Annotated in this window: 20 protein-coding genes and 1 tRNA gene; 13 read left to right on the plus strand and 8 right to left on the minus strand. The window is 71.4% G+C overall.

Going from position 1 to position 23890, the window contains the following annotated elements; genetic code table 11:
- Positions 1–60: 60 nt before the first annotated feature.
- Entirely contained in the window at positions 61–1974 is a 1914-nt protein-coding gene (gene phsA / locus ACIRJP_RS12340; RefSeq protein ID WP_404171789.1) for an O-aminophenol oxidase PhsA, read from the minus strand.
- Between the two features lie 272 nt (positions 1975–2246).
- Between phsA and ACIRJP_RS12345 the strand changes: the two genes are divergently transcribed.
- Both ACIRJP_RS12345 and ACIRJP_RS12350 read left to right on the plus strand, forming a co-directional pair.
- A complete protein-coding gene (locus ACIRJP_RS12345; RefSeq protein WP_389974607.1) occupies positions 2247–3332 on the plus strand; it encodes an S-(hydroxymethyl)mycothiol dehydrogenase in 1086 nt (361 codons plus the stop codon).
- Positions 3332–3961: an MBL fold metallo-hydrolase gene (locus ACIRJP_RS12350; protein WP_404171793.1), complete on the plus strand. Its 630-nt coding sequence runs from the start codon at positions 3332–3334 to the stop codon at positions 3959–3961. The genes ACIRJP_RS12345 and ACIRJP_RS12350 overlap by 1 nt, the downstream gene beginning before the upstream one ends.
- A gap of 62 nt (positions 3962–4023) precedes the next feature.
- On the opposite strand, the gene ACIRJP_RS12355 is transcribed toward ACIRJP_RS12350, so the two are convergent.
- Both ACIRJP_RS12355 and ACIRJP_RS12360 read right to left on the minus strand, forming a co-directional pair.
- Positions 4024–4959: a pseudouridine synthase gene (locus tag ACIRJP_RS12355; protein ID WP_404171796.1), complete on the minus strand. Its 936-nt coding sequence runs from the start codon at positions 4957–4959 to the stop codon at positions 4024–4026.
- A gap of 286 nt (positions 4960–5245) precedes the next feature.
- A tRNA-Leu gene (locus ACIRJP_RS12360) sits at positions 5246–5330 on the minus strand.
- Between the two features lie 184 nt (positions 5331–5514).
- Between ACIRJP_RS12360 and ACIRJP_RS12365 the strand changes: the two genes are divergently transcribed.
- From ACIRJP_RS12365 to ACIRJP_RS12375, 3 genes are all read left to right on the plus strand, one after another.
- On the plus strand, positions 5515–6840 hold the full coding sequence (locus ACIRJP_RS12365) for a M20/M25/M40 family metallo-hydrolase (protein WP_404171799.1): 1326 nt from the start codon (positions 5515–5517) through the stop codon (positions 6838–6840).
- Between the two features lie 163 nt (positions 6841–7003).
- A complete protein-coding gene (locus ACIRJP_RS12370; protein ID WP_404171802.1) occupies positions 7004–7237 on the plus strand; it encodes a chaplin in 234 nt (77 codons plus the stop codon).
- Between the two features lie 139 nt (positions 7238–7376).
- Positions 7377–8153 carry a chaplin gene (locus tag ACIRJP_RS12375; protein WP_404171805.1) on the plus strand — a complete coding sequence of 259 codons (777 nt, stop codon included), beginning with the start codon at positions 7377–7379 and terminating at the stop codon, positions 8151–8153.
- A 65-nt stretch (positions 8154–8218) separates the two neighbouring features.
- On the opposite strand, the gene ACIRJP_RS12380 is transcribed toward ACIRJP_RS12375, so the two are convergent.
- Positions 8219–8407, minus strand: a complete 189-nt coding sequence (locus tag ACIRJP_RS12380; protein WP_030918345.1) for a DUF5703 family protein — start codon at positions 8405–8407, stop codon at positions 8219–8221.
- A gap of 47 nt (positions 8408–8454) precedes the next feature.
- Here ACIRJP_RS12380 and ACIRJP_RS12385 point away from each other — a divergent pair, with 47 nt between their 5' ends.
- Entirely contained in the window at positions 8455–9105 is a 651-nt protein-coding gene (locus ACIRJP_RS12385; RefSeq protein ID WP_404171809.1) for a hypothetical protein, read from the plus strand.
- 92 nt (positions 9106–9197) lie between these two features.
- Here ACIRJP_RS12385 and ACIRJP_RS12390 read toward each other — a convergent pair whose 3' ends face one another.
- Both ACIRJP_RS12390 and ACIRJP_RS12395 read right to left on the minus strand, forming a co-directional pair.
- On the minus strand, positions 9198–11609 hold the full coding sequence (locus ACIRJP_RS12390) for a helix-hairpin-helix domain-containing protein (RefSeq protein WP_404171811.1): 2412 nt from the start codon (positions 11607–11609) through the stop codon (positions 9198–9200).
- Complete coding sequence (locus tag ACIRJP_RS12395; protein WP_404171814.1) at positions 11606–12589, minus strand: aldo/keto reductase; 984 nt, start codon at positions 12587–12589, stop codon at positions 11606–11608. Before ACIRJP_RS12395 ends, ACIRJP_RS12390 begins: the two co-directional genes overlap by 4 nt.
- Positions 12590–12729: 140 nt before the next feature.
- Here ACIRJP_RS12395 and ACIRJP_RS12400 point away from each other — a divergent pair, with 140 nt between their 5' ends.
- Both ACIRJP_RS12400 and ACIRJP_RS12405 read left to right on the plus strand, forming a co-directional pair.
- The gene (locus tag ACIRJP_RS12400; protein WP_404171817.1) at positions 12730–13779 is read left to right on the plus strand and encodes an LLM class F420-dependent oxidoreductase; all 1050 of its coding nucleotides are present in this window, start codon (positions 12730–12732) and stop codon (positions 13777–13779) included.
- A gap of 258 nt (positions 13780–14037) precedes the next feature.
- Complete coding sequence (locus tag ACIRJP_RS12405) at positions 14038–14826, plus strand: ferritin-like domain-containing protein (RefSeq protein WP_404171820.1); 789 nt, start codon at positions 14038–14040, stop codon at positions 14824–14826.
- Between the two features lie 25 nt (positions 14827–14851).
- On the opposite strand, the gene corA is transcribed toward ACIRJP_RS12405, so the two are convergent.
- Entirely contained in the window at positions 14852–15847 is a 996-nt protein-coding gene (gene corA, locus ACIRJP_RS12410) for a magnesium/cobalt transporter CorA (protein WP_404171823.1), read from the minus strand.
- Between the two features lie 65 nt (positions 15848–15912).
- On the opposite strand from corA, the gene ACIRJP_RS12415 reads away from it, so the two are divergent.
- The 5 genes from ACIRJP_RS12415 to ACIRJP_RS12435 all read left to right on the plus strand — a co-directional run bounded on the left by ACIRJP_RS12415 (position 15913) and on the right by ACIRJP_RS12435 (position 22721).
- Entirely contained in the window at positions 15913–16611 is a 699-nt protein-coding gene (locus tag ACIRJP_RS12415) for a histidine phosphatase family protein (protein WP_358941006.1), read from the plus strand.
- A 104-nt stretch (positions 16612–16715) separates the two neighbouring features.
- Positions 16716–17306 (plus strand): DUF3090 domain-containing protein, encoded by a 591-nt coding sequence (locus ACIRJP_RS12420; RefSeq protein ID WP_124718684.1) that lies wholly within the window; start codon positions 16716–16718, stop codon positions 17304–17306.
- A complete protein-coding gene (locus ACIRJP_RS12425) occupies positions 17270–18160 on the plus strand; it encodes an SCO1664 family protein (protein ID WP_404171827.1) in 891 nt (296 codons plus the stop codon). Before ACIRJP_RS12420 ends, ACIRJP_RS12425 begins: the two co-directional genes overlap by 37 nt.
- A 152-nt stretch (positions 18161–18312) precedes the next feature.
- Positions 18313–19542, plus strand: coding sequence for a cysteine--1-D-myo-inosityl 2-amino-2-deoxy-alpha-D-glucopyranoside ligase (mshC, locus tag ACIRJP_RS12430; RefSeq protein WP_404171830.1), 1230 nt, complete (start codon positions 18313–18315; stop codon positions 19540–19542).
- Between the two features lie 134 nt (positions 19543–19676).
- Positions 19677–22721, plus strand: a complete 3045-nt coding sequence (locus tag ACIRJP_RS12435) for an NPCBM/NEW2 domain-containing protein (RefSeq protein WP_404171833.1) — start codon at positions 19677–19679, stop codon at positions 22719–22721.
- Positions 22722–22784: 63 nt separating this feature from the next.
- Here the strand turns inward: ACIRJP_RS12435 and ACIRJP_RS12440 are convergent, their stop codons facing one another.
- Complete coding sequence (locus tag ACIRJP_RS12440; protein WP_404171836.1) at positions 22785–23849, minus strand: PAC2 family protein; 1065 nt, start codon at positions 23847–23849, stop codon at positions 22785–22787.
- Between the last annotated feature and the right edge of the window lie 41 nt (positions 23850–23890).

Here is a 23890-nt window from a genome sequence, read left to right on the forward strand (position 1 = left end):
CGCACGGCGGCCCCCGCGGAGCGATTCCGCGGGGGCCGCCGGTTCAGCCGGTACGCGTGGTCAGCCGCTGTGTCCGTGGTGGCCGCCGTGCCCGGCGCCGTGGTCGAACTTCACCGCCTCGGGCGGCATCACGACGAACGGCCGCATCATGCCCATGTCCTCGTGCTCCAGCAGGTGGCAGTGGTACATGAACCGCCCGTACGCCCCGTCGAACTTCCCGAGCACCTTCACCAACTGCCCGGCAGGCACCCGGAAGACGTCCTTCCAGCCCTGCTCGTTCGGTGCCGTCGGGATCGTGGTGCCATGGTCGAACTCCACGGGGGAGCGGGTTCCGCCGAGCGCCGGGTCGAAGCCGTCGAGCTCGTACGCCTCCCGGCCCATCACCTGGAAGTCCGCCAGGTGGATGTGCATCGGATGCGTCGGACCGCCCAGGTTGAGGAACGACCACTGCTCGAAGGCGCCTTCGCCCACCGTGAAGCCGAGCCCGTCGTTGAAGGTCCGCGCGATCCTGCGATATGTACGCACCGTGCCGTCCGCGCCCCGGACCTGGATGACACCGTCCGAGGGCACCCGCACCTCGGCGGCGTCCTCGACCTCCGCCATCTCCCAGATCTCCGGGTGACCGCCGCCGCCGACCGTGCCGGGCACCGTCAGCACCACGAGCCGGTGCCCGTGCTCCACCTGGCCGTGCTCGTACCGCCGGAAGGAACCGGACAGCACCTCGGGCAGCTCGAAACCGTCCCGCTGCCCCGTCTCCCTTACCCGGAACTCCATCACCTGCGGGTACGGCACGTTCGTGGCCGGGTCCGGCACCCCCGGCGCGAGCTTGCCGCGGTTGACCAGCCGGACCCGGCGGCCGGCCAGCGCCGAGAAGTCGATCAGCAGATCCATCCGCTCCGCCGGGGCGATCGTCAGCTGCGGCAGCACCTCGTCGAAGTCGACCGGCACCGGGCGCGGCAACAGCCCGCCGTCACTGCCGATCTGCCGGATCACCCCCGGGACCGGGTTGTTGTCCTCGTCGACCAGCACCAGGTCGTAGATCCGCGCGTTGGACGCGTTGACCAGCCGGAAGCGGTACCACGCGTCGTCCACGTCCAGATGGGGCCAGATACGGCCGTTGACCGTCGTGTACGGGCCGAAGAACGGCAGCGACACCGGCTTCCCGGTCTCCGGGTCGGCCTCCACCAGCACCGTCGTCTTGTGCAGCAGCCGCCCGTTGAGCCGGCCGTCCTCGTCGGTGTCCAGATTGCGGTCGGCCAGGATCAGCGGCAACTCCCGGTCGCCGGACGGCAGACCGAGCGCGTCCTCCTCGTCGTCCCTGATCAGATAGGTGCCGACGAGCCCGGCGTACACGTTCCACCGCGTGATGTTCATGGCATGGTCGTGGTACCACCACTGGGCGGCCTGGTGGTCGTTCGGGTACTCCGAGAGCTGCGCGTCGCCGAAGCCGACCGCGTTGTCCGCCCAACCGTCGTTGCCGCCACCGGTCTGCGCGCCGTGCAGATGGGTCACCGTCCAGGCGGGCAGCGCGGCGACATCCGGGTTCGGCTCGACGCCGTCGCGTCCGGGACGGTTGTGCGGCGCCGGTTCGCCCTGCTTGACCGGGCCGACCTCCACGGCCGTGACCGGGTACTCGCTGCCCCTGGGGATGCGGTTGGTCCAGGCGATCCTGACCCGCTCCCCGCGCCGCACCTCGATGGTCGGTCCCGGCACCGTGCCGTTGTACCCCCACATCAGGGTCGGCGGCAGCTGCGAGTGCAGCCGTACCCAGGTGGGCGACAGGGCGATCTCCGTCTCGCGGAGCACGTCACCGGTCTGCGGGCGCAGCACCGGCGGGACGGGCAACGCGTCGGTGTACGGCACGAGTCCGCCGACCGGCGCCACGGGCGCCGCCGCTCCGGAACCCGGCCCCGGTCCGTCGGTGCGCCGGCCTGTCTGCCCTGTCTTCTCCGTGATTTCGGCGATTTCGGTCAAGGTACTTCCCCCATGATCAGTGATTCCACTGCTGGTGGACCACACGACCCCTGCCCCCGCAGGTACTGATTCGGCGGCCCCTGTGTATCGAAGGACCGCCCGGAAAGCGCGGCAGTTCAGTGATATGCGTAATCTGACCGAAACCGGTACGGCCCGCCGGGCGGTCGGCAGTCGTTTCCCGCCAACGCGGCGCGCCGCCGTGACACCCTCGCGGGGCGTACGGTTGTTCGCGATCGATCTTCGCAAAGAGACGGAAACAGGGAGACCACGGTATGTCGCAGCAGGTGCAAGGGGTCATCGCACCGGGGAAGAACGAGCCGGTACGGATCGAGACGATCGTGATCCCGGACCCGGGCCCCGGCGAGGCCGTGGTGAAGATCCAGGCGTGCGGTGTCTGCCACACCGACCTCCACTACAAGCAGGGAGGAATCAACGACGACTTCCCCTTCCTGCTCGGCCACGAGGCCTCGGGCGTGGTGGAGTCCGTCGGCGAGGGCGTCACGGACGTCGCCCCCGGTGACTTCGTCATCCTCAACTGGCGTGCCGTGTGCGGCCAGTGCCGCGCCTGTCTGCGCGGGCGCCCCTGGTACTGCTTCGACACCCACAACGCGAAGCAGAAGATGACCCTGCTCGACGGCACCGAGCTGTCGCCGGCCCTCGGCATCGGCGCGTTCGCCGAGAAGACCCTGGTCGCCGCCGGTCAGTGCACCAAGGTAGACCCGGAGGTCTCCCCGGCCGTCGCCGGTCTGCTGGGCTGCGGCGTGATGGCGGGCATCGGCGCCGCCATCAACACCGGACAGGTCGGCCGCGGCGACTCGGTCGCCGTCATCGGCTGCGGCGGTGTCGGTGACGCGGCGATCGCCGGCGCCCGGCTGGCCGGCGCGGCGAAGATCATCGCTGTGGACATCGACGACCGCAAGCTGGAGACGGCGAAGACGATGGGCGCCACGCACACCGTCAACTCCCGTTCCACCGACCCGGTCGAGGCGATCCGCTCCCTGACCGGCGGCAACGGCGCGGACGTCGTCATCGAGGCGGTCGGCCGCCCGGAGACGTACAAGCAGGCCTTCTACGCCCGCGACCTCGCCGGCACCGTGGTCCTGGTCGGGGTCCCCACGCCGGAGATGCAGCTGGAACTGCCGCTGATCGACGTCTTCGGGCGCGGCGGCTCGCTCAAGTCCTCCTGGTACGGCGACTGCCTGCCCTCGCGCGACTTCCCGATGCTCATCGACCTGCACCAGCAGGGCCGGATCGACCTCGGCGCGTTCGTCACCGAGACCATCGGACTCGGCGACGTCGAGCAGGCATTCGCCCGGATGCACGACGGTGACGTGCTGCGCTCGGTGGTGGTCCTCTGATGGCCGCCCGCATCGACCACCTCGTCACCTCCGGCACCTTCGCCCTCGACGGCGGGGAGTGGGATGTCGACAACAACGTCTGGATCGTCGGCGACGACACCGAGGCGATCGTCATCGACGCCGCCCATGACGCCGCCGCCATCGAGGCCGCGCTGAACGGCCGTACGCTGCGCGCCATCGTCTGCACGCACGCGCACAACGACCACATCGACGCCGCCCCGGCACTCGCCGAAGCGACCGGAGCGCCGGTCCTGCTGCACCCCGACGACCTGCCGCTGTGGAAGCGGACCCACCCGGACCGCCTCCCGGACGGCGAACTGGCCGACGGCCAGGAGCTGGAGATCGCCGGAACGGTGCTCAAGGTCCTGCACACCCCCGGTCACGCCCCGGGCGCCGTCTGCCTCCACGCCCTCGAGCTGTCCACCGTCTTCACCGGGGACACGCTCTTCCAGGGCGGGCCCGGCGCCACCGGACGGTCCTTCTCCCACTTCCCGACCATCGTCGAGTCGATCAGGGACCGGCTGCTCACCCTCCCGCCGGAGACCACCGTCCGTACCGGACACGGCGACTCCACCACCATCGGCGCGGAGGCCCCGCAGCTGGACGAGTGGATCGCCCGCGGCCACTGACAACAGGGGTCATCGAGAACCGCGGTCACTGACAACCGCGGTCACCGAGGAACCGCGCACGCTCACCGGTCCGGCCACGCGGAGAGCCGCAGCCCGCTCTCGAAGCGGCGCGGTTCGCCCGTGACCGGATCGGTGAACTCCAGCAGCCTGGCCAGGAGTTGGAGCGGATGTGAGAAGTCGTCCGGTGCCCCTTCCGCCTCGACCACCGGATAGACCGGGTCGTGGACGATCGGCAGCCCCAGGCCGTTCATATGGACCCGCAGCTGATGGGTCCGCCCGGTGGCGGGCAGCAGCCGGTAGCGGCCAAGACCCGCCCGGTGCTCCAGCAGCTCGATCCGGCTCTCGCTGTTCGGCTCGCCCGGCTCCTCGCGGGCGGCGATGACCCCGCGCTCCTTCACGATCCGGCTGCGCACGGTTCGGGGGAAGGCCCGCTCGGGATCGTACGGCGCCACCGCCTCGTACTCCTTGCGTACCAGACGGTCCCGGAACATCGTCTGGTACGCGCCCCGCTCCCCGGGCCGTACGACGAACAGCACGAGACCCGCGGTCAGCCGGTCCAGCCGGTGCGCCGGCTGGAGCGAGGGCAGGTCCAGCTCGCGGCGCAGCCGGGCCACCGCCGTCTCGGTGATGTGCCGGCCGCGCGGCGTCGTCGCCAGGAAGTGCGGCTTGGCGGCGACGACGAGATGCTCGTCGCGGTGGACGACCCCCACCGGGAACGGCACCGGTTCCTCCGGCGCGAAATCCCGGTGGAACCAGATGTACCGGCCCGTCTCGTACGGCTCGTCGGCGGACACCGGTCCCCGAACCGAGACGAACCGGCCCTCGGCGAACATGGCGTCCACCCGCCGCACCCCGATCGCGTCCGAGAACCGCGCCAGCAGGTGATCACGCACCGTCGGCCACGCCCCGTCCGGATCCTCCGGGAGCCGCAGCCGGACCGGATCGATCCCGTCCCGCTGCGGCAGCGGCGCCGCCGGGGGCTTCGCACGCCCCCTCACCGGGGGACGCCGACCACTACGGCGGTGCTCATGGTGCCGGCTCCTCGCTCCGTCGCCCGGGATGTCCGCACATTATCGCCGGTCACCGGGCCGGCCCCCTCATGCGCCCGGCAGCGTCACCTCCTCCGGACCGCAACCGATGAGCTCGGCCCCGTGGAGCCGGCCGTACAGCGCATCCAGCACCGGTTCGGGATACGGCCGGTACGCATGAGCGGGGCCGGCGGGCGTCGGCCACACAACGCGAAAGCGCCGATCAGGATTGCTCCTGATCGGCGCTTTCGCATTGTGTCCGAGGGGGGACTTGAACCCCCACGCCCGATAAAGGGCACTAGCACCTCAAGCTAGCGCGTCTGCCATTCCGCCACCCGGACCAGGTGTCTGTCTCGCGGGCTTCGGCCCGTTCCGACGTGGAAAACAATAGCAAACATTCGGGGGTGCTCGATCACGCCCCGGACAGCGTGAAGGGCGCATGACGAGGGGCGGGTGCCCTTGGGCGTGCGGGCCGGGCGCGGGAGGATGAGGGGGAGCACCACAGCGACGGTGGAAGGAAACAGCGTGAGCGAGACCAGCACGGCTCGGACCGGCTCCGGCGAGGACGAGGTCGTGGACCTCTGTCGTGAGCTGATCCGGATCGACACCAGCAACTACGGAGACCATTCGGGACCGGGGGAGCGGGGCGCGGCCGAGTACGTCGCTACGATGCTCGCCGAGGTCGGGCTGGAGCCCCAGATCTTCGAGTCCCACAAGGGCCGCGCCTCGACCGTGGCCCGGATCGAGGGCGAGGACCCGTCCAGGCCCGCGCTGCTCATCCACGGTCACACCGACGTGGTTCCGGCCAATGCCCACGACTGGACCCACCACCCGTTCTCCGGCGAGGTCGCGGACGGCTGTGTGTGGGGCCGGGGCGCGGTCGACATGAAGGACATGGATGCGATGACCCTCGCGGTCGTCCGCGACCGGATGCGCAGCGGCCGCAAGCCCCCGCGCGACATCGTGCTGGCTTTCGTAGCGGACGAGGAGGCGGGCGGCACGTACGGTGCGCGGTACCTCGTGGACAAGCACCCCGGCCTCTTCGAGGGGGTCACCGAGGCGATCGGCGAGGTCGGCGGCTTCTCCTTCACGGTGAACGAGAAGCTGCGGCTCTACCTCGTCGAGACGGCCCAGAAGGGCATGCACTGGATGCGGCTCACCGTGGACGGCACCGCCGGCCACGGCTCGATGACCAACGACGACAACGCGATCACCGAGCTCTGCGAGGCGGTCGGGCGGCTCGGGCGGCACAAGTGGCCGGTCCGGGTGACCAAGACCGTGCGGTCCTTCCTCGACGAGCTGTCCGACGCGCTCGGCACCCCGCTAGACCCGGAGGACATGGAGGCCACGCTCGCCAAGCTGGGCGGCATCGCCAAGATGGTCGGCGCCACGCTCCGCAACTCCGCCGCCCCCACCATGCTGGGTGCCGGCTACAAGGTGAACGTCATCCCCGGCCAGGCCATCGCCCATGTCGACGGCCGGTTCCTGCCCGGTTACGAGGAGGAGTTCCTGGCCGATCTGGACCGGATCCTCGGCCCGCGCGTGAAGCGCCAGGACGTGCACGGCGACAAGGCCCTGGAGACCAGCTTCGACGGCTCGCTCGTCGACGCGATGCAGGTCGCCCTGAAGGCGGAGGACCCGATCGCCCGTGCCGTGCCGTACATGCTCTCCGGCGGCACCGACGCCAAGTCCTTCGACGACCTGGGCATCCGGTGCTTCGGATTCGCCCCGCTGAAGCTGCCTCCGGAGCTCGACTTCGCGGGCATGTTCCACGGTGTTGACGAGCGCGTTCCGGTGGACGGTCTGAAGTTCGGCGTGCGGGTGCTCGACCGTTTCATCGACAACTGCTGACGCCTTGCCGGTGTTTCGCCGATTCCCGCATCAACAATCGCCAGCGTGTGCGCATTTGACCGGAACGGGTGAAAGGGGGTGCGCGCTCGTAGCCCGATTACCCCTTCCTCGTTACAGGTGATGCGGTCCGCGGCTGGGACCGCATTGCCAACTAGGAGGAATAATGATCAAGAAGGTCGTCGCTGCTGCGGCTGTCACTGGTGGTCTGGTGCTCGCTGGTGCGGGCATGGCCGTCGCGGACTCCGGTGTCCAGGGCGCCGCAGTCGGCAGCCCCGGCGTGATCTCGGGCAACAACATTCAGGTGCCCGTCCACGTGCCGGTGAACGTGTGCGGCAACACGACCTCCGTGGTCGGGCTGCTGAACCCCGCCTTCGGCAACACCTGCGTCAGCGCCTGACGTCGTGCGTCAACCCGTAAGGGTTTGAATCCGGTCGGCCCCGGAGTGCACACCATGCACTCCGGGGCCGCTGGGTACTTCGCCCCCGCACGGTCGAGTCCGGGGGTTTTTCCGGAAGGCAGAAGGCAGGAAACAACCTATGCGACAGGTCACGCGCAAAGGCCTGATCACCATGGCGGCGGCGGGCGGGGCGCTCGCGCTGAGTGGCGGTTACGCGCACGCTGACGCGGGAGCGTCCGGCGAAGCGACGAATTCCCCGGGGGTGCTGTCAGGGAATTCGGTACAGATCCCGGTCCATGTACCGGTCAACGTGTGCGGCAACTCCGTGGACGTCGTGGCACTGCTCAACCCGGCGTTCGGAAACACCTGCGGAAACGGTTCGCAGGACGACTCCCAGGGCAGGCACGTCTCCGGCAGCCGCGTCTCCGGCGACCTCACCCAGGCGAGCCGGCCCGGCACGGGCAAGCACCGGGCTCCGATCAGCGGCGCGCCGACGGCCCGAAACGGGGCGACGGCCCAGAGCGGGGCGACGGCCCGGGGCGTCACGACGGGCTCGCCGGGGGTGCTGTCCGGCAACAACATCCAGGCGCCCATCGACATCCCCGTCAACGCCTGCGGGAACAGCATCACCATCGGAGGTCTGCTCAGCCCCACCTTCGGCAACGACTGCGAGAACGGCCCGGACGCCGTCACGCCGCCCATCGGCACCCCGCCCCCGGTCACCCCGGTGACCGAACCTCCGGCTCCCGGACCGCGGACCGTGCCGAACGCGCCCGAGACCCGGAACGTCGCAGACGTCGCGGAGCTCGCACACACCGGAGCGGGCGGGCTCGACCTGCTGGTCCCGGCGAGTGCGGGCCTGCTGCTGGCAGGCGCGGGCACCGTGCTCTACCGCCGCGCCCGGACGTCCGCGTAACGGACCGGGACAGCGAGCGAGCAGGACGAAGGAGCGGGCCCCGCGGATGCCGGGCCCGCTCCGGCTTACCAGGTGGCCCGGAGCTGGCGGATGATCCGCCGCCGCAGGCGCACCCTTCGGCTGCCGTCGCGACGCAGCGTCAGCCGGTCCAACTCCCAGTGACCGTACTCGGCATGGTCGGTCAGCAGACGGGCTGTCTCCTTCCGGGAAACCCCGCGCGGCACGTACACATCGACAAATTCGTATTCCGGCATCGCATCTATTGTGCGGGCAGAGCCCGTGTACGGATAGCGTCTGCACTATGTCTGATGCTGCGCAGCCCACTGCTGCCGAGGTACGCGCCGCCGCCGAGGCGGTCAAAGCCGCGCTCGACCACCACCTCGCGGCCGTCGAACGCCGGACCGGGGACGACGACGCGGCCGTCTATGACGCGTTCAACGCACTGGCCGCTGCCGCCGAGTTCTACGACGAACTGCTCTACGACCGGTACGACGAAGTCACTCCTTTCGAGATCCCGGGTGCGGAGGATTCGCTGCCGCCGTACACCGGCCCCGAGGAGCCGAACGCACTCAGTGTGCTGATCCGGCGCGACTACGCGGTGGCGGAGCCGCCGAGGCTGCTCGCACAGGCCCAGCGGATCGCCGACCTCGACCAGGACGAGCGCAGCGGGAGCGCCGCGGTGGTCGGCTCCAGCGTCCACGCGGCGCTCGGCGTGCTCTTCGGGGAGTACGAACCCGACGAGATCGCCTCCCGGCACACGGAGTTCGGGCTGGAGGAGGGGGACTCCACGCTCTGGGTCACGGCTGCCGAGGAGCTCCCCGAGGCGGGGGAGTGGCTCGGCGCGCCCTTCGACGACGCGGATCCACAACTGGTGGTCTGCCGCTTCGACGTCAGCGCCGTCTTCGACGAGGACGAACCGGACGAGGAACCGGCCCGCCTGGACCCCGTCTGACCCCTGCCGCGGGACGGCGGGCCTGCTGATCCGTCGGCCGGGCGGGCTCTGCGTCGAGCCCGCCCGGTCCTGTCGTCCCCGACGGGACCCGGTCAGCGGGCCGGCGTCTCCAACAGGGTTCGCAGCCGCGTCGTACGGTCCTGGGCCGGGGGCTGGGCGACCACGCGCGGCAGCGCCTGATCCACCCCGTGCACCACGGACAGATGGCGCTCGCCGCGGCTGAAGGCGGTGTACACCCAGGAGCGGCTCAGTCCCTGCGCCGCGTCGCCCGGCAGCACGACGACCACCGCGGGCCACCGCATCCCGGCGGCCTGGTGGGCGCTGAGGGCCCAGCCGTGGCGCACGGAGGACTCCACCCGCTCCTGGGCCACGACGACCTCCGTGCCCGCGCAGTCCAGATGCAGGCCCTCGGCGTCCGCCGAGACGACCACCCCCGGCTCGGCCCTGCCCGGCGCCGGGACGTGGACGACCCGGTCGCCCGGGTCGAAGCCGCCGAACCGGCCGGGCCCGGGGTTGAGCCGCTGCTTCAGCGCCGCGTTCAGCGCCCGGGTGCCCGCCGAGCCGCCGTGGCCGACGGTGATCACCTGGGTGTCGGACGACGGTACGCCGATGGCGCGCGGCACCGAGTCGGCCACCAGCTGCACGGTGCGGTGCACCGCCTCGCCCGCATCGCGCACGGGGACGATCACCACCTCCTTGCCGGGCGCCTCGACCTGGTTCAGCTCGCCGATGCCGATGCCGGAGACCAGCTCGCCGATGGGGCCCGGATCCGGCGTACGGGAGACGATCTGCGGGCACGCGCGGGCCGCCAGCACATCCGCGAACACCTGCCCCGCACCGGCCGATCCCAGCACCCCGGGATCGCCGCTGAGCACCAGGCGGGTGCCGTCGGCCAGCGACTCGACCAGGATCGCGGCGGTCTCCACGTCCAGCTGCGGGGCGTCCAGCACGACGAGCAGGTCGACGGCGACGGCGCCTTCCTCGTCGCGCCCCGGGCCCTGCTCGCCGGAGAGCAGACCGGCGAGGGTGACGGCCGTCTCCGGGTCACCGGTCGCCGAGGCCAGCCGGCGCCTGCCGTCGGCGCTGTGCGTGGCGCCCAGGGCACGCAGCCCGAGAGCGCGGGCCGCGGTGATCAGGGCGGCGGGCTCGGCCCTGGCGGCCTCGCCCCCGGTGTGTGCCACCAGGCCGTGGGCCGCGACCGCGCGGATCAGCTCGGCCGCTGACGGGGAGCTCGCGGCCGAGGCCGCCTCCGTCCAGTCGGCGTCCTTCTCGCAGGCGTTGACCAGTCGGGCCAGGCCGTCGGCGAGGCTCTCCTCGGCGAGTGCGTAGCGGTCGAGGCCGAGCAGCACCTGCACCGGCTCCTGCCCGGCCCGCTCGGTGTCCGCGCCGGGTTCCTCACCGGATTCCGCAGGCGCCCCGGCCCCCTGCCCGTCGTGGTCCTGCCCGTCCTTTTCGTCGTCCTGGAAGACCAGGACGACGCCCTCGGCGACGGCGTGCTGCACGGCCGCGTCGGGATCGGTCACCGAACGCTCGGCGAGCGCGGCCCGTACCTGCGACGCGTCCAGCGCCGTGTGGCCCCGGAGCGCGGCCCGCTCCAGCAGCCAGCCGACCAGGGCGGCGCTCCGCCGCTCGTCGTCCGGACCGCACTCGGCACCGAGCAGGGCCCGCGCGAACCCGTCCGCCTGCTCGGGCCTGACCCCCGGCACGGCCAGCAGCTGCCAGGGGTCCACGCGCAGAACGTCGGCCGCCTGCGCCCCGAGGACCTCGGCCGCCGGTCCCGCCAGCGCCGCCGGAGCCCCGCCCTCGGCCAGTACGGCGGCGGTCGCGGCGACGGTCTTTGGCGAGGCACTCTGCGGCGCCCGTGCCGGTTCGGGGGCGCGAGGGCGGGCCGGAGCGGGCTCGGGTGCGATCCGGCGGGGGGCGGCAGGTGCGGGCGAGTCGAAGAACGAGGTGGCCGACTGCTCGCCGCTCTCCACCGCGCGCACGGCCGCCAGCAGGTCCGCCGCCTTGCCGCTCAGCTTCCCCCCGGCGGCGATGGGGCCCGCTTTCTCGGCCTTGCGCTTCTCGATCCGCTCCCGGAGCTCACGCTGGGCGGCGACCTCGGCCTCGGCCTCGGAGAGCTGCGCGGGGGCGGCGTCCGCCCCGGCCCCGTCGGCCGTGTCCTCCGCAGCCTCGGCCGGCTCGCCCGGTTCGTCGTCCGTCGGCCCGTCCGCGGAGTCGTCGCAGCCGTCGGCTCCGTCCGGCCCGTCGTCCGTCGCGCCGTCTGCGGCTCCGGCCGGTTCGCCGTCCGCCGCATCGGTTTTACCGTACGTCGCTTCGGCCGGCCCGCCGGTGCCGGGGGACGGCTCCGGGTCGCCCGCCCCGGTGGGCCCGGGGGCGCCGCCCTCCGTCTCCGTCCCGTCCCCGGCGGACGGGACGGGTACGTCGGCGGAGGGGGGCGCGACGACGGCGTCGTCGTCGGCGGCCGGGGAGCCGGGGGTTTCCCCCCGGGGAAGCGCAGTCACAGCGTGCTCCAGTCCTGGTCGGGATAGCGGTGCACGGGCGCCGAAACATCGTCGAGCGCCTGGCAGATCTCGTCAGGAAGACTAAGCGCCTCCACTGACAACGCCTCCGTGAGCTGCTGCGCGTTGCGCGCGCCGACGATCGGGGCCACCACGCCGGGCCGGTCCCGCACCCAGGCGAGAGCCACCTGGAGCGGCGTCGTCGCCAGCCCCTCCGCCGCCGTCGCCACCGCGTCCACCACGCGGCTCGCGGCCTCGTCGAGATACGGCTCGACGAACGGGGCCAGCAGCTCCGAGGCACCGCGCGAGTCCGCGGGGGTGCCCGACCGGTACTTCCCGGTGAGGACCCCGCGGCCCAGAGGGGAGGAGGGCAGCAGCCCGACACCGAGGTCGAGGGCGGCGGGCAGCACCTCCCGCTCCACCCCCCGCTGCAACAGCGAGTACTCCATCTGTGTGCTCGCCAGCCGGGTGCGCACCCCGGGCGAGGCGAGCTGCCAGGTCGCCGCCTTGGCCAGTTGCCAGCCGCAGAAGTTCGACACCCCCGCGTACCGGGCACGCCCGCTGGACACCGCCAGATCCACTGCCTGAAGGGTCTCCTCCAGCGGGGTCCCCGGGTCGAAGGCGTGGATCTGCCACAGATCCACGTGGTCCGTGCCGAGCCGTTCCAAGGAGGCGTCCAGCGCGGCCATCAGATGCCCGCGCGATCCGTCGAACCTGCGGTAGGGATCGGCCACGCTGCCGGCCTTCGTCGCGATGACCAGATCGTGCCGTGGCACCAGGCCCCCGACGAGCTGCCCGAGCAGGTACTCGGCCTCCCCACCGCCGTACACGTCGGCCGTGTCGACCAGCGTGCCGCCCGCCTCCCAGAAGGCCTTCAGCTGTTCGGCGGCGTCGTGCTCATCGGTGTCCCGGCCCCAGGTGAGGGTGCCGAGCCCGATCCGGGACACTCGAAGGCCGGTGCGGCCGAGATGCCTCTGCTCCATGGGCGCTGAGATTACTGGCCAGAACCCGACTCGGCGGAAGCCTGTGGACAACCCGGCGTCAAGTCGCCCCTGCCGGATCGCGCCGCCGCGCGCTAGAGTCCGGAGCTCAGGGACGTTACTGATCGGTAAGGGGAGCGGCTATGCGGCTCGGCATCAATCTCGGTTACTGGGGTGCGGGAATGGACGGCGATAATCTTGCCGTCGCTCAGGAGGCCGACCGGCTCGGATACGACGTCTGCTGGGCGGCCGAGGCGTACGGCTCCGACGCGCCGACCGTGCTCTCCTGGGTCGCCGCCCGGACCGAGTCCATCGACGTCGGCTCCGCGATCATGCAGATCCCGGCCCGCCAGCCGGCCATGACGGCGATGACCGCCGCCACCCTCGACTCGCTCTCCGGCGGCCGGTTCCGGCTCGGCCTCGGCGTGTCGGGACCGCAGGTCTCCGAGGGCTGGTACGGGGTCAAGTTCGACAAACCGCTGGCCCGCACCCGGGAGTACGTCGAGATCGTCCGCAGGGCCATGTCCCGCGAGCGGCTCTCCTACGAGGGACAGCACTGGACGCTGCCGCTGCCGGACGGTCCGGGCAAGCCCATCAAGCTGACCGTCGACCCGCAGCGCGAGCACATCCCGCTCTACATCGCCGCGATCGGTCCGAAGAACCTGGAACAGACCGGCGAGATCGCCGACGGCGCGCTGCTGATCTTCCCCTCCGCCGAGCACCTGGAGGACACGGCGGTGAAGTACCTGCGGGCGGGCCGGGAGAAGGCCGGTCTGACCATGGAGGGCTTCGACGTCTGCCCGACCCTGCCGCTCGCCGTCGGCGACGACGTCAACGGCCTCGCGGACATGTTCCGTCCGTACACCGCCCTGTACGTGGGCGGCATGGGCAGCCGGAAGCAGAACTTCTACAACCAGCTCGCGCAGCGCATGGGCTACGAGAAGCAAGCCGCCGAGATCCAGGACAAGTACCTGTCCGGCGACAAGAGCGGCGCCGCCGCCGCCGTACCGCACGAGCTGATCGACCAGACCACGCTGCTCGGTCCGGTCGAGCGGATCGCCGAGCGGATGCAGGCCTACGCCGCCGCGGGTGTCACGACACTGACCCTCGCCCCGGCCGGATTCACGCTGGAGGAGCGGCTCACGGCCCTGCGGGCCGGTACGGACGCGCTGGAGCGCTCCGGGCTCGCGTAGAGCGTCCGGCAGTAGGCAGCCGCGCGACGCCGCGAGGTCTACTGCTGGACGCTCCAGGACCCCGGAAGGCATCACTACGGCCGTGGTGGGGGCTCGGGGGCTCCCCGCCACGGCCGTTACGCATATCAACGTGCGCACGGCAGCGCGGTTACGCTGGGCCGCACCCCCATCCGGCGTAGCCGGGGCTCGTTCCTGTTGCCCGCGTGGGTGTGCCGCACTTGACTGTCGCTCGGTGGATGCGGCACGGAGGTGGCAGTGATGCTCTCGGCAAGGAACCTGTTCCAGGAGATTCTCGACGACGACGAGTCGTTCCGGCTGTTCTGTTCCATCGCGGCAGGCGGGGAGGCCCAGGGCGGCTGGGAGAACGGCCGTATCGCCGCCCTGGTGCCCGAGAGCCAGCGCGCCCTGGCGCCCAAGATCGCACGGCACGGTGCCGACGAGGACAAGCACGGCCGGATCTTCAACGCGCTGCTGAAGAAGCGCGGGCTCCAGCCGGCCGAGGTCCCGCACGAGACCGACTACACGATGCTGCTGGAGAAGCACGGCATCGGCCTCGCCCACGAGCAGCTGCGGGGCGAGGAACGGCTCTCCGAGCGCGACATCATCACCTACCTCGCCCACAGCCGGGTCACCGAGCAGCGCGCCTCCGAGCAGATGGCCCTGCTGCGCAAGTACTTCGCCGACCACCCCGACCTCGGCCACGCCGTGAAAATGATCTCGAACGACGAGGACAACCACCTGGCGTACTGCCACGAGGAACTGCTCCGCCTCGCACGGGCCGGACACGGCCGCACCATCCAGGGCACCCTGCGCGAGTGCGCGCTCGCCGAGATCCGGGTCTACCGCGACGTCAGCCTCGCCGTGATGGACCACATGGGCCGCATCCTGGGCTGGCCCCGGGTCAGGTCGGCGGTGCTGGCCGCCGGGATCCACGCCGTCTACGCATACGAACGGCTCGTCGGGTGGCGGCGCATGGTGAGCCTGGAACAGCCCGAGCGGCGCGACGCCCTGGGCGGTCCCGCCACGCCGGAGCCCGGGTTCGCCTGAACCGGGCGGGGCGTTGGCCCGTACGTCAGAGCCAGCCGCGGCGCTTGAACTGCCGGTACAGCCCGAACACCACCGTGGCCATCAGTGCGATCACCGCCGGATAGGCCCACACCCAGCGGAGTTCCGGCATGTGGTCGAAGTTCATGCCGTAGATCCCCGCCACCATCGTCGGCACGGCGGCCATCGCCGCCCAGGCCGAGATCTTGCGCATGTCGTCGTTCTGCCGCACGCCCACCTGGGCCAGATGGGCCGAGAGGATGTCGGAGAGCAGCCGGTCCAGCCCCTCCACGTACTCGTTGGCGCGCGTCAGATGGTCGCTGACGTCCCGGAAGAACGGCTGCGAGTGTTCGTGGACGAACGGCACGTCCGCGCTCGCCAGCCGGGCCATGGGAGAGCTCAGCGGTCCGGCCGCCCGGCGGAACTCCAGGATCTGCCGCTTGAAGGTGTAGATGCGGGATGCGGTGCTCTTGGTGTCACCGACGCCGGTCGGCGCGAACACCTCGGTCTCCAGCTCCTCCAGGTCGACCTGGAGCTCGCCCGCGACCTCTATGTAGTGGTCGACGACGGCGTCGCTGATCGCGTACAGCACCGCCGTCGGCCCGTGCCTGAGCACCTCCGGCTCGGCCTCCAGGCGGCGGCGCACCGCGGCGAGCGGCGCGCCCTCCCCGTGCCGGACCGTCACGACGAACGAATCGCCGATGAAGGCCATCAGCTCGTCGGTGGTGACGGTGTCGCTGCTCTGCTCGTACACCACCGGCTTGATGACCGCGAAGAGCGAGTCGTCGTACACCTCCAGCTTGGGGCGCTGGTGTGCGCTCAGGGCGTCCTCCACCGCCAGCGGATGCAGGCCGAACTCGCTGCTGACGAGGTCGAACTCCTTCTCCGTCGGCTCGTGCAGCCCGATCCAGAGGAACGCGTCGCCGGTGGCCCGTGCCTCTTCGAGGGCATCGGAGAGGTCGGCGGGGCCGTCGGTGCGGCGCCCGTCCCGGTAGATGGCACAGTCCACGATCACGGCGCGCATTCTTCCCTGCCGCGGTCCTGGGCGCACCTCATCGGCGTCGGCGGCCAGCACTTAGGCTGATCCGTATGCCCACCCTGATCCTCGTACGCCACGGACGTTCCACCGCCAACACCGCCGGGGTGCTCGCGGGCCGCACCCCCGGGGTCGCGCTCGACGAGCGCGGTGCCGAGCAGGCCGCGGCGCTGCCCGGACGGCTCGCCGGGCTGCCCCTGGCCGCCGCAGTCAGCAGCCCGCTCCAGCGCTGCCGGGAGACCCTGCGGCCGCTGCTCGCCGCCCGTCCGGAGCTGGAGCTGCACACCGAGGACCGGATCAGTGAGTGCGACTACGGCGACTGGTCGGGTCGCAAGCTCGCGGAACTCGCCGACGAACCCCTGATGGGCGTCGTGCAGCAGCACCCGTCGGCCGCGGCGTTCCCCGGCGGCGAGTCGATGCGCGGCATGCAGGCGCGCGCGGTGGACGCCGTACGGGACTGGAACGCCCGCATCGAGGCCGGGCACGGCGACGACGCCATGTACGTGATGTGCTCGCACGGCGACATCATCAAGGCCCTGGTCGCCGATGCGCTCGGCATGCATCTCGACCTCTTCCAGCGGATCCAGGCCGACCCCTGCTCGGTCACCGCGATCCGCTACACCAGGCTGCGGCCCTTCCTGCTGCGGCTCGGCGACACCGGGGACCTCGCGTCGCTGGCGCCGCGCGAACACCCGCGCCCGGCGGGCTCGGACGCGGACGCGGCGGTCGGGGGCGGCGCTGGGGCACCGTGATCGCTTCGCGCAGTAGGGTGGACGCTCCGTAGGCGCCTTGCCCCGGGGGAATGTCCCGGGCCCCGGCCGCCCCCATCCACCGTCGAGTTCAAGGGAGACAGGACGTGTCCCGTCAGGTGTTCCTCTACGACCCCCCGGACCGCTTCGTGGCCGGTACGGTCGGGTTGCCTGGACGTCGTACGTTCTTCCTGCAGGCATCCTCAGGCGGACGTGTCACCAGCGTGGCCCTGGAGAAGACCCAGGTCGCCGCGCTCGCCGAGCGGATCGACGAACTGCTCGACGAGGTGGTGCGGCGGACCGGAGGGAATTCCCCGGTGCCCGCCGTGGCGCCGATGGACGTCACCGACACCGCGCCCCTGGACGTCCCCGTCGAGGAGGAGTTCCGGGTCGGCACGATGGCGCTCGCCTGGGACGGCGAGGAACAGCGCATGATCGTCGAGGCGCAGGCGCTGGTCGAACTGGACGTGGAATCCGACGAGGATCTCGCCGAGGCCGAGGAACGGCTGCTCCAGGACGAGGAGAACGGGCCGCCGATGCTCCGGGTCCGTCTCAGCGGCGCGCAGGCACGGGCCTTCGCCAAGCGCGCCCTGGACGTCGTGAACGCCGGACGTCCGCCGTGCCCGCTGTGCAGCCTGCCGCTCGACCCGGAAGGACACGTATGCCCGCGCCAGAACGGATACCGTCGCGGAGCCTGACCGGCACCGAACTGGTCGATCTGCTCACCGAGGGCGAGCTCACCGTTCTCGGACAGATCCGCGGCGCTTCCAACGCGGTGCTCTACTGCACCGTCGCGCGCGACGGCGAGGAAGCGGCCTGCGTCTACAAGCCGGTGGCCGGCGAGCAGCCCCTGTGGGACTTCCCGGACGGCACGCTCGCCGCCCGAGAGGTGGCCGCGTACGAGATCTCCGAGGCGACCGGCTGGGGCCTGGTGCCGCCCACCGTGCTGCGGGACGGCCCGTACGGCGAGGGCATGTGCCAGCTGTGGATCGACGCGGCCCCCCAACGTGAGGACGGCGACGAGGACAACGAGAACGGCGGGGACGGCGCGGACGGCGAGGCGGGCGAGCCGCCGCTGCTCGCGCTCGTCGAGGATGAGGAGCCGGGGGAGGGCTGGAAGGCCGTCGCCCACGCCGAGGTCGGTGAGGGCAGGACGGCCCTGCTGGTCCACGCGGACGACGCCCGGCTGCGGCGGCTGGCCGTCCTCGACGCGGTGATCAACAACGGCGACCGCAAGGGCGGCCATCTGCTGCCCGCACCCGGCGGCCGGCTCTACGGCATCGACCACGGTGTGACGTTCAACGCCGACGACAAGCTGCGCACACTGCTCTGGGGCTGGGCGGGGGAGCCGCTGACGGCCGAGGCCGTCGAGGTCGTGGAACGGCTGGGCGCGGAACTCGCGCCGGGAACCCCGCTCGTCACCCGGCTGGCCGAGCTGATCACCGAGGTCGAGATCGAGGCGTTGCGGGGCCGTGTGGCGGGGCTCAGGGCGACCGGCAGGCACCCGGAGCCGAGCGGGCAATGGCCGTCGATCCCCTGGCCTCCGGTCTGAGCGGAGCAGCGGAAACGGGGTGGCGGGGCGCGGACCGGGGTGACCGGGCCGCCTCCCGAAGCAGATGGAACCGCTCGGCGCAAGAGTGCCTCTTCGGTCAAGATCCGGCATCCGGTTCGTATCCGGAACATGCATCCGGTTACGCTCGTGACATGCATGCCTGGCCCGCTTCTGAGGTCCCCGCCCTGCCTGGCAAGGGCCGCGACCTTCGGATCCACGACACCGCGACCGGCGGACGGATCACCCTTGACCCCGGTCCCGTCGCCCGCATCTACGTCTGCGGCATCACGCCGTACGACGCGACCCACATGGGTCATGCGGCGACCTACAACGCGTTCGACCTCGTTCAGCGCGTGTGGCTCGACACCAAGCGGCAGGTTCACTATGTCCAGAACGTGACCGACGTGGACGACCCGCTCCTGGAGCGGGCCGTGCGCGACGGCCAGGACTGGACCGAGCTCGCCGAGCGCGAGACGGCCCTGTTCCGCGAGGACATGACCGCCCTGCGCATGCTTCCGCCGAAGCACTACATCGGCGCCGTGGAGGCGATACCCGGCATCGTCCCGCTGGTGGAACGGCTCCGCGACGCCGGCGCCGCCTACGAGCTCGACGGCGACGTGTACTTCTCCGTCGAGACCGACCCGCACTTCGGCGAGGTCTCCAACCTCGACGCCGAGGCGATGCGGCTGCTCTCCGCCGAACGCGGCGGCGACCCGGAGCGCCCCGGAAAGAAGAACCCGCTCGACCCGATGCTCTGGATGGCCGCCCGCGAGGGCGAGCCGAGCTGGGACGGCGGCTCGCTCGGCCCCGGCCGGCCCGGCTGGCACATCGAGTGCGTCGCCATCGCCCTGGACCACCTCGGCATGGGCTTCGATGTCCAGGGCGGCGGGTCCGACCTCGCCTTCCCGCACCACGAGATGGGCGCCTCGCACGCCCAGGTGCTCACCGGTGAGCACCCCTTCGCCCAGACCTATGTGCACGCCGGAATGGTCGGCCTGGACGGCGAGAAGATGTCCAAGTCCAGGGGCAACCTGGTCTTCGTCTCGCAGCTGCGCCGCGACGGCGTGGACCCGGCGGCGATCCGGCTGGCGCTGCTGTCACACCACTACCGGTCCGACTGGGAGTGGACGGACCAGGTGCTCGCCGACGCGATGGAGCGGCTGGCCCGTTGGCGGGCCGCCGTCTCCCGGCCCGACGGACTGTCCGCCGATGCCCTGGTCGAGGAGGTCCGCGAGGCTCTCGCCGACGACCTGGACGCGCCGGCCGCGCTGGCCGCCGTGGACCGTTGGGCCGAGCGGCAGAACGCCGAGGGCGGTACGGACGAGGGTGCGCCCGGCCTCGTCTCGCGCACCGTCGACGCGCTGCTGGGTGTCGCCCTGTAGCGCCGCGCAGGGTGGCAACCCGCTGATATCCACCGGACGTTCCGGACGAACCGGCCTTGGACTTCTCGACGAAGTTCAGGGCCGGTTCCGTTTTGTCCATGGTCAAGTGCTCGATGCTGCGCTAAAAGCGCTCTATGCAATCATCAACGCGCATCAGAACGGCGGCAGTTGCAGCCTTGCTGGGGTTGCTCGCCGTCCTCTCGGGGCCAGGTGCGGCCCAGGCCGGTGCCGCCGAGCCGGACACCACGGTCGGCGACCTCACCGGGTTCTCGGCCGACGGACCCGTCTACCACCTGAAGGCCGGAGCCGCCGAGGCCCGGGTCAGCTTCGTCTCCGACGAGACCTTCCGCATCGAACTCGCCCCGGACGGCACGTTCTCGGACCCGACGGGCGACGACATCGTCCTGCCGCAGGGCACCCCGCCGCACACCCGGTGGAAGGAGCGGAGCGACCGCTACGAACTCTCCACCTCCGACGTCACCCTGCGGGCCTACAAATCTCCCCTGCGCTTCGCCCTGTACCGGGCGGACGGCAGCCAGCTCTGGTCCGAGGCCAAGGGGCTGAGCTGGAACGGCGGGAAGACCACCCAGACGCTGGCCCGCGGCGCGGACGAGCAGTTCTACGGTGCCGGCATGCAGAACGGCCGGGGCAACACCTCACACCGCGACAAGACCGTCGAGGTCGGCGTCGACTACAACTGGAACGACGGCGGCCACCCCAACTCGGTGCCGTTCTACCTCTCCTCGGCCGGATACGGCGTCTTCCGCAACACCTACGCGCCGAACACCTACGCCTTCAACGACCCGGTGACCGCCAGCGCGAAGGAGCAGCGCTTCGACGCGTACTACTTCGCGGGCGACAGCGCCAAGGACGTCATCGGGCAGTACACCGAGCTCACCGGCAAGCCCTTCCTGCCGCCGGTGTACGGGATGGAGATCGGCGACGCCGACTGCTACCTCCACAACGCCAACCGCGGTGAGCGCCACACCCTGGACGCCCTGAAGGTCGCCGACGGCTACGTCGAGCACGACATGCCGAACGGCTGGATGCTCGTCAACGACGGCTACGGCTGCGGCCACGAGGACCTCGCCGAGACGGCGAAGGGCCTCCAGGACCGCGACATGCAGCTCGGCCTGTGGACCGAGGACGGCATCGACAAGATCGCCGATCAGGTCAAGGCCGGCCAGCGGGTCGCCAAGCTGGACGTCGCCTGGGTCGGCGCCGGCTACAAGTTCGCCCTGGACGGCTGCAAGGACGCCTACAAGGGCATCGAGGACAACAGCGACGCCCGCGGCTTCACCTACGCCCCCGAGAGCTGGTCGGGCGCCCAGCGCTGCGGTGTGCAGTGGTCCGGCGACCAGTACGGCACCTGGGACTACATCCGCTGGCAGATCCCGACCTACGCGGGCGCCACGATGTCCGGTCTCGCCTACACCACCGGCGACGTCGACGGCATCTTCGGCGGCAGCGCCAAGACGTACACCCGTGACCTCCAGTGGAAGATGTTCCTGGGGACCACGATGACGATGGACGGCTGGGCGGCCAGCGACAAGCAGCCCTTCCGGTACGGGGAGCCGTACACCACCATCAACCGCGACTACCTCAAGCTCAAGGAGTCGCTGCTGCCCTACCAGTACTCCTACGCGCACGAGGCGACGAAGACCGGCGTCGGCATGGTCCGCCCGCTCGTCCTCGAATACCCGGACGACCCGAAGGCGGCGACCGACGCGGCGAAGTACGAGTTCATGTCCGGCGAGGACTTCCTCGTCGCCCCGGTCTACCAGGACAGCACCGAACGCGACGGCATCTACCTGCCGAAGGGCACCTGGACCGACTACTGGAGCGGCCGGACCTACGAGGGGCCGGTCACCCTCGACGACTACAGCGCCCCGCTCGACACCCTGCCGCTGTTCGTCAAGGGCGGTGCCAGCGTGCCGATGTGGCCGGGCATCCGCTCGTACAAGGACCGCACCGCCGGCTCCCCGCTCGCCTGGGACGTCTACCCGCAGGGCAAGTCGTCCTTCACGCTGTACGAGGACGACGGCGTCACCCGGCAGCACCGCGCCGGCAAGTACGCCACCCAGCGGGCCGAAGTGGACGCCCCGGTCCGGGGCGCGGGCGACGTGACCGTGCGGATCGGCGCGAGCAAGGGGCAGTTCACCGGCAAGCAGGGCAAGCGCCCGTACGAGTTCAGCGTGCACACCGGTTCCGCCCCGAGCGCGGTCGAGCTCGGCGGGAAGCTGCCCCGGCTGGACTCCGCCGCCGCGTACAAGGCCGCGAAGCAGGGCTGGTGGTACGACCGGGACGACCGCGGTGGCGTCGTGAAGATCAAGACCGCGCCGCTCTCCACCGCCGAGGCCTTCTCCGTGAAGCTGAAGAACACCAGCGCGGTCGGCGGGCGCAACGCCGCGGCGAACGCCGTGGTCTCCGCGCCGCCCGGTCAGGAGGTCGGCGCCGGGGCCGAGGGCGCCGTCACCGTCGACGTCACCGCGGGCACGGCCGATGTGACGGACGCCCAGGTCGGTCTGGACGTCCCCGAGGGCTGGCAGGTCGCGGGGCCCGCGAAGGTGGACCGGATCCCGGCGGGCACCACCCGGCGGGTCGAGGTCTCCGTCACCCCCGCGAAGGACGCCACGGCGGGAGAGGCACGGATCGCCGCCCTCGTCCGCTACCGGTCGGCCGGTGAATCCCGCACCGCCACCCAGCGGTTCGCCGCCGGAGTGATGCCGCCGCCGCCCACCGGTGAGGCCTGGGCGAGCGATCTGGTGTGGCTGAAGTCCACCAACGGCTACGGACCGGCCGAACGCGACCGCAGCAACGGCGAGTCGGGCGCCACCGACGGGCACCCGCTGACCCTCGCCGGGAAGACGTACGAGAAGGGGATCGGCACCCACGCCGACTCCGACATCGAGGTCTACCTCGGCGGGCGCTGCACCGCGTTCACCGCGGACGCGGGGATCGACGACGAGATCAACGGCTACGGCGAAGTGGCCTTCTCCGTCGAGGCGGACGGCAAGGTGCTGTGGACCTCCCCGAAGGTGACCGGGGCCTCGGCGACCGTGCCGGTCGACGTGAAGCTCGACGGTGCGCGCCATGTGCACCTGAAGGTCACGGACACCAACGGCTCCAAGACCGGTGACCACGGGGACTGGGCCGGAGCCCGGTTCACCTGTTCCTGAATGTCCCGGACAGCACGGGAGCGCCGGGCGGTCACGTACCCGCCCGGCGCTCCACCGGTCCCGTCAGTCCTCCGGGGAGTCCTCCGACGGACCGTGCGGTCCCTCGCCGTCTCCGCCGCCGTCGCCCTCCCGGCCGGGTCCGTCCGCGGGCGGTGCGCCTGGGTCCGGGTCGCCCCCGGTCTCGGGACGGACCGGCTTCGGCGGCCGGGTGCGGCCGCTGGAGGTGTCGCGCAGGTACGAGGTGTCGCCGCTCTCCGTCGCGTGCCCGCCCGGTGCCTGGCCCGGACCGATGTCCCTGCGGCGCAGATACCGTTCGAACTCCCGGGCGATGGCCTCGCCGCTCGCCTCGGGCAGCTCGGCGGTGTCCCGGGCCTCCTCCAGCGTCTGCACGTACTCGGCCACTTCGCTGTCCTCGGCGGCCAGTTGGTCGACGCCGAGCTGCCAGGCGCGCGCGTCCTCGGGCAGTTCGCCCAGCGGGATGCGCAGACCGATGAGATCCTCCAGCCGGTTCAGCAGCGCGAGCGTGGCCTTCGGGTTGGGCGGCTGCGACACGTAGTGCGGCACCGCCGCCCACAGGCTCACCGCGGGCACGCCCGCGTGCGTGCAGGCCTCCTGGAGGATGCCGACGATGCCCGTCGGCCCCTCGTACTTGGTCTCCTCCAGGTCCATGGTCCGCGCCAGGTCCGGGTCGGAGGTGACTCCGCTGACCGGCACCGGCCGGGTGTGCGGGGTGTCGCCGAGCAGGGCGCCCAGAATCACCACCATCTCCACTCCCAGCTCATGGGCGAAACCCAGGATCTCGTTGCAGAACGAGCGCCAGCGCATGGATGGTTCGATACCCCGGACCAGGACGAGATCGCGGGGCTTGTCCCCGCCGACGCGGACCACGGAGAGCCGGGTGGTCGGCCAGGTGATCTTGCGTACCCCGCCGTCCAGCCAGAGCGTCGGCCGGTTGACCTGGAAGTCGTAGTAGTCCTCGGCGTCCAGCGCCGCGAACACCTCGCCCTTCCACTCCCGGTCCAGGTGCGCGACCGCCGTGGAGGCGGCGTCCCCTGCGTCGTTCCAACCCTCGAACGCGGCCACCATGACCGGGTCGATCAGCTCGGGAACTCCCTCGAGCTCGATCACCCAGGCCTCCTTCCGAAGTTCCCTTGTGTACCCATCAACCT

Source organism: Streptomyces sp. NPDC102437 (genome assembly GCF_044765565.1).
Classification (GTDB): Bacteria; Actinomycetota; Actinomycetes; order Streptomycetales; family Streptomycetaceae; genus Streptomyces.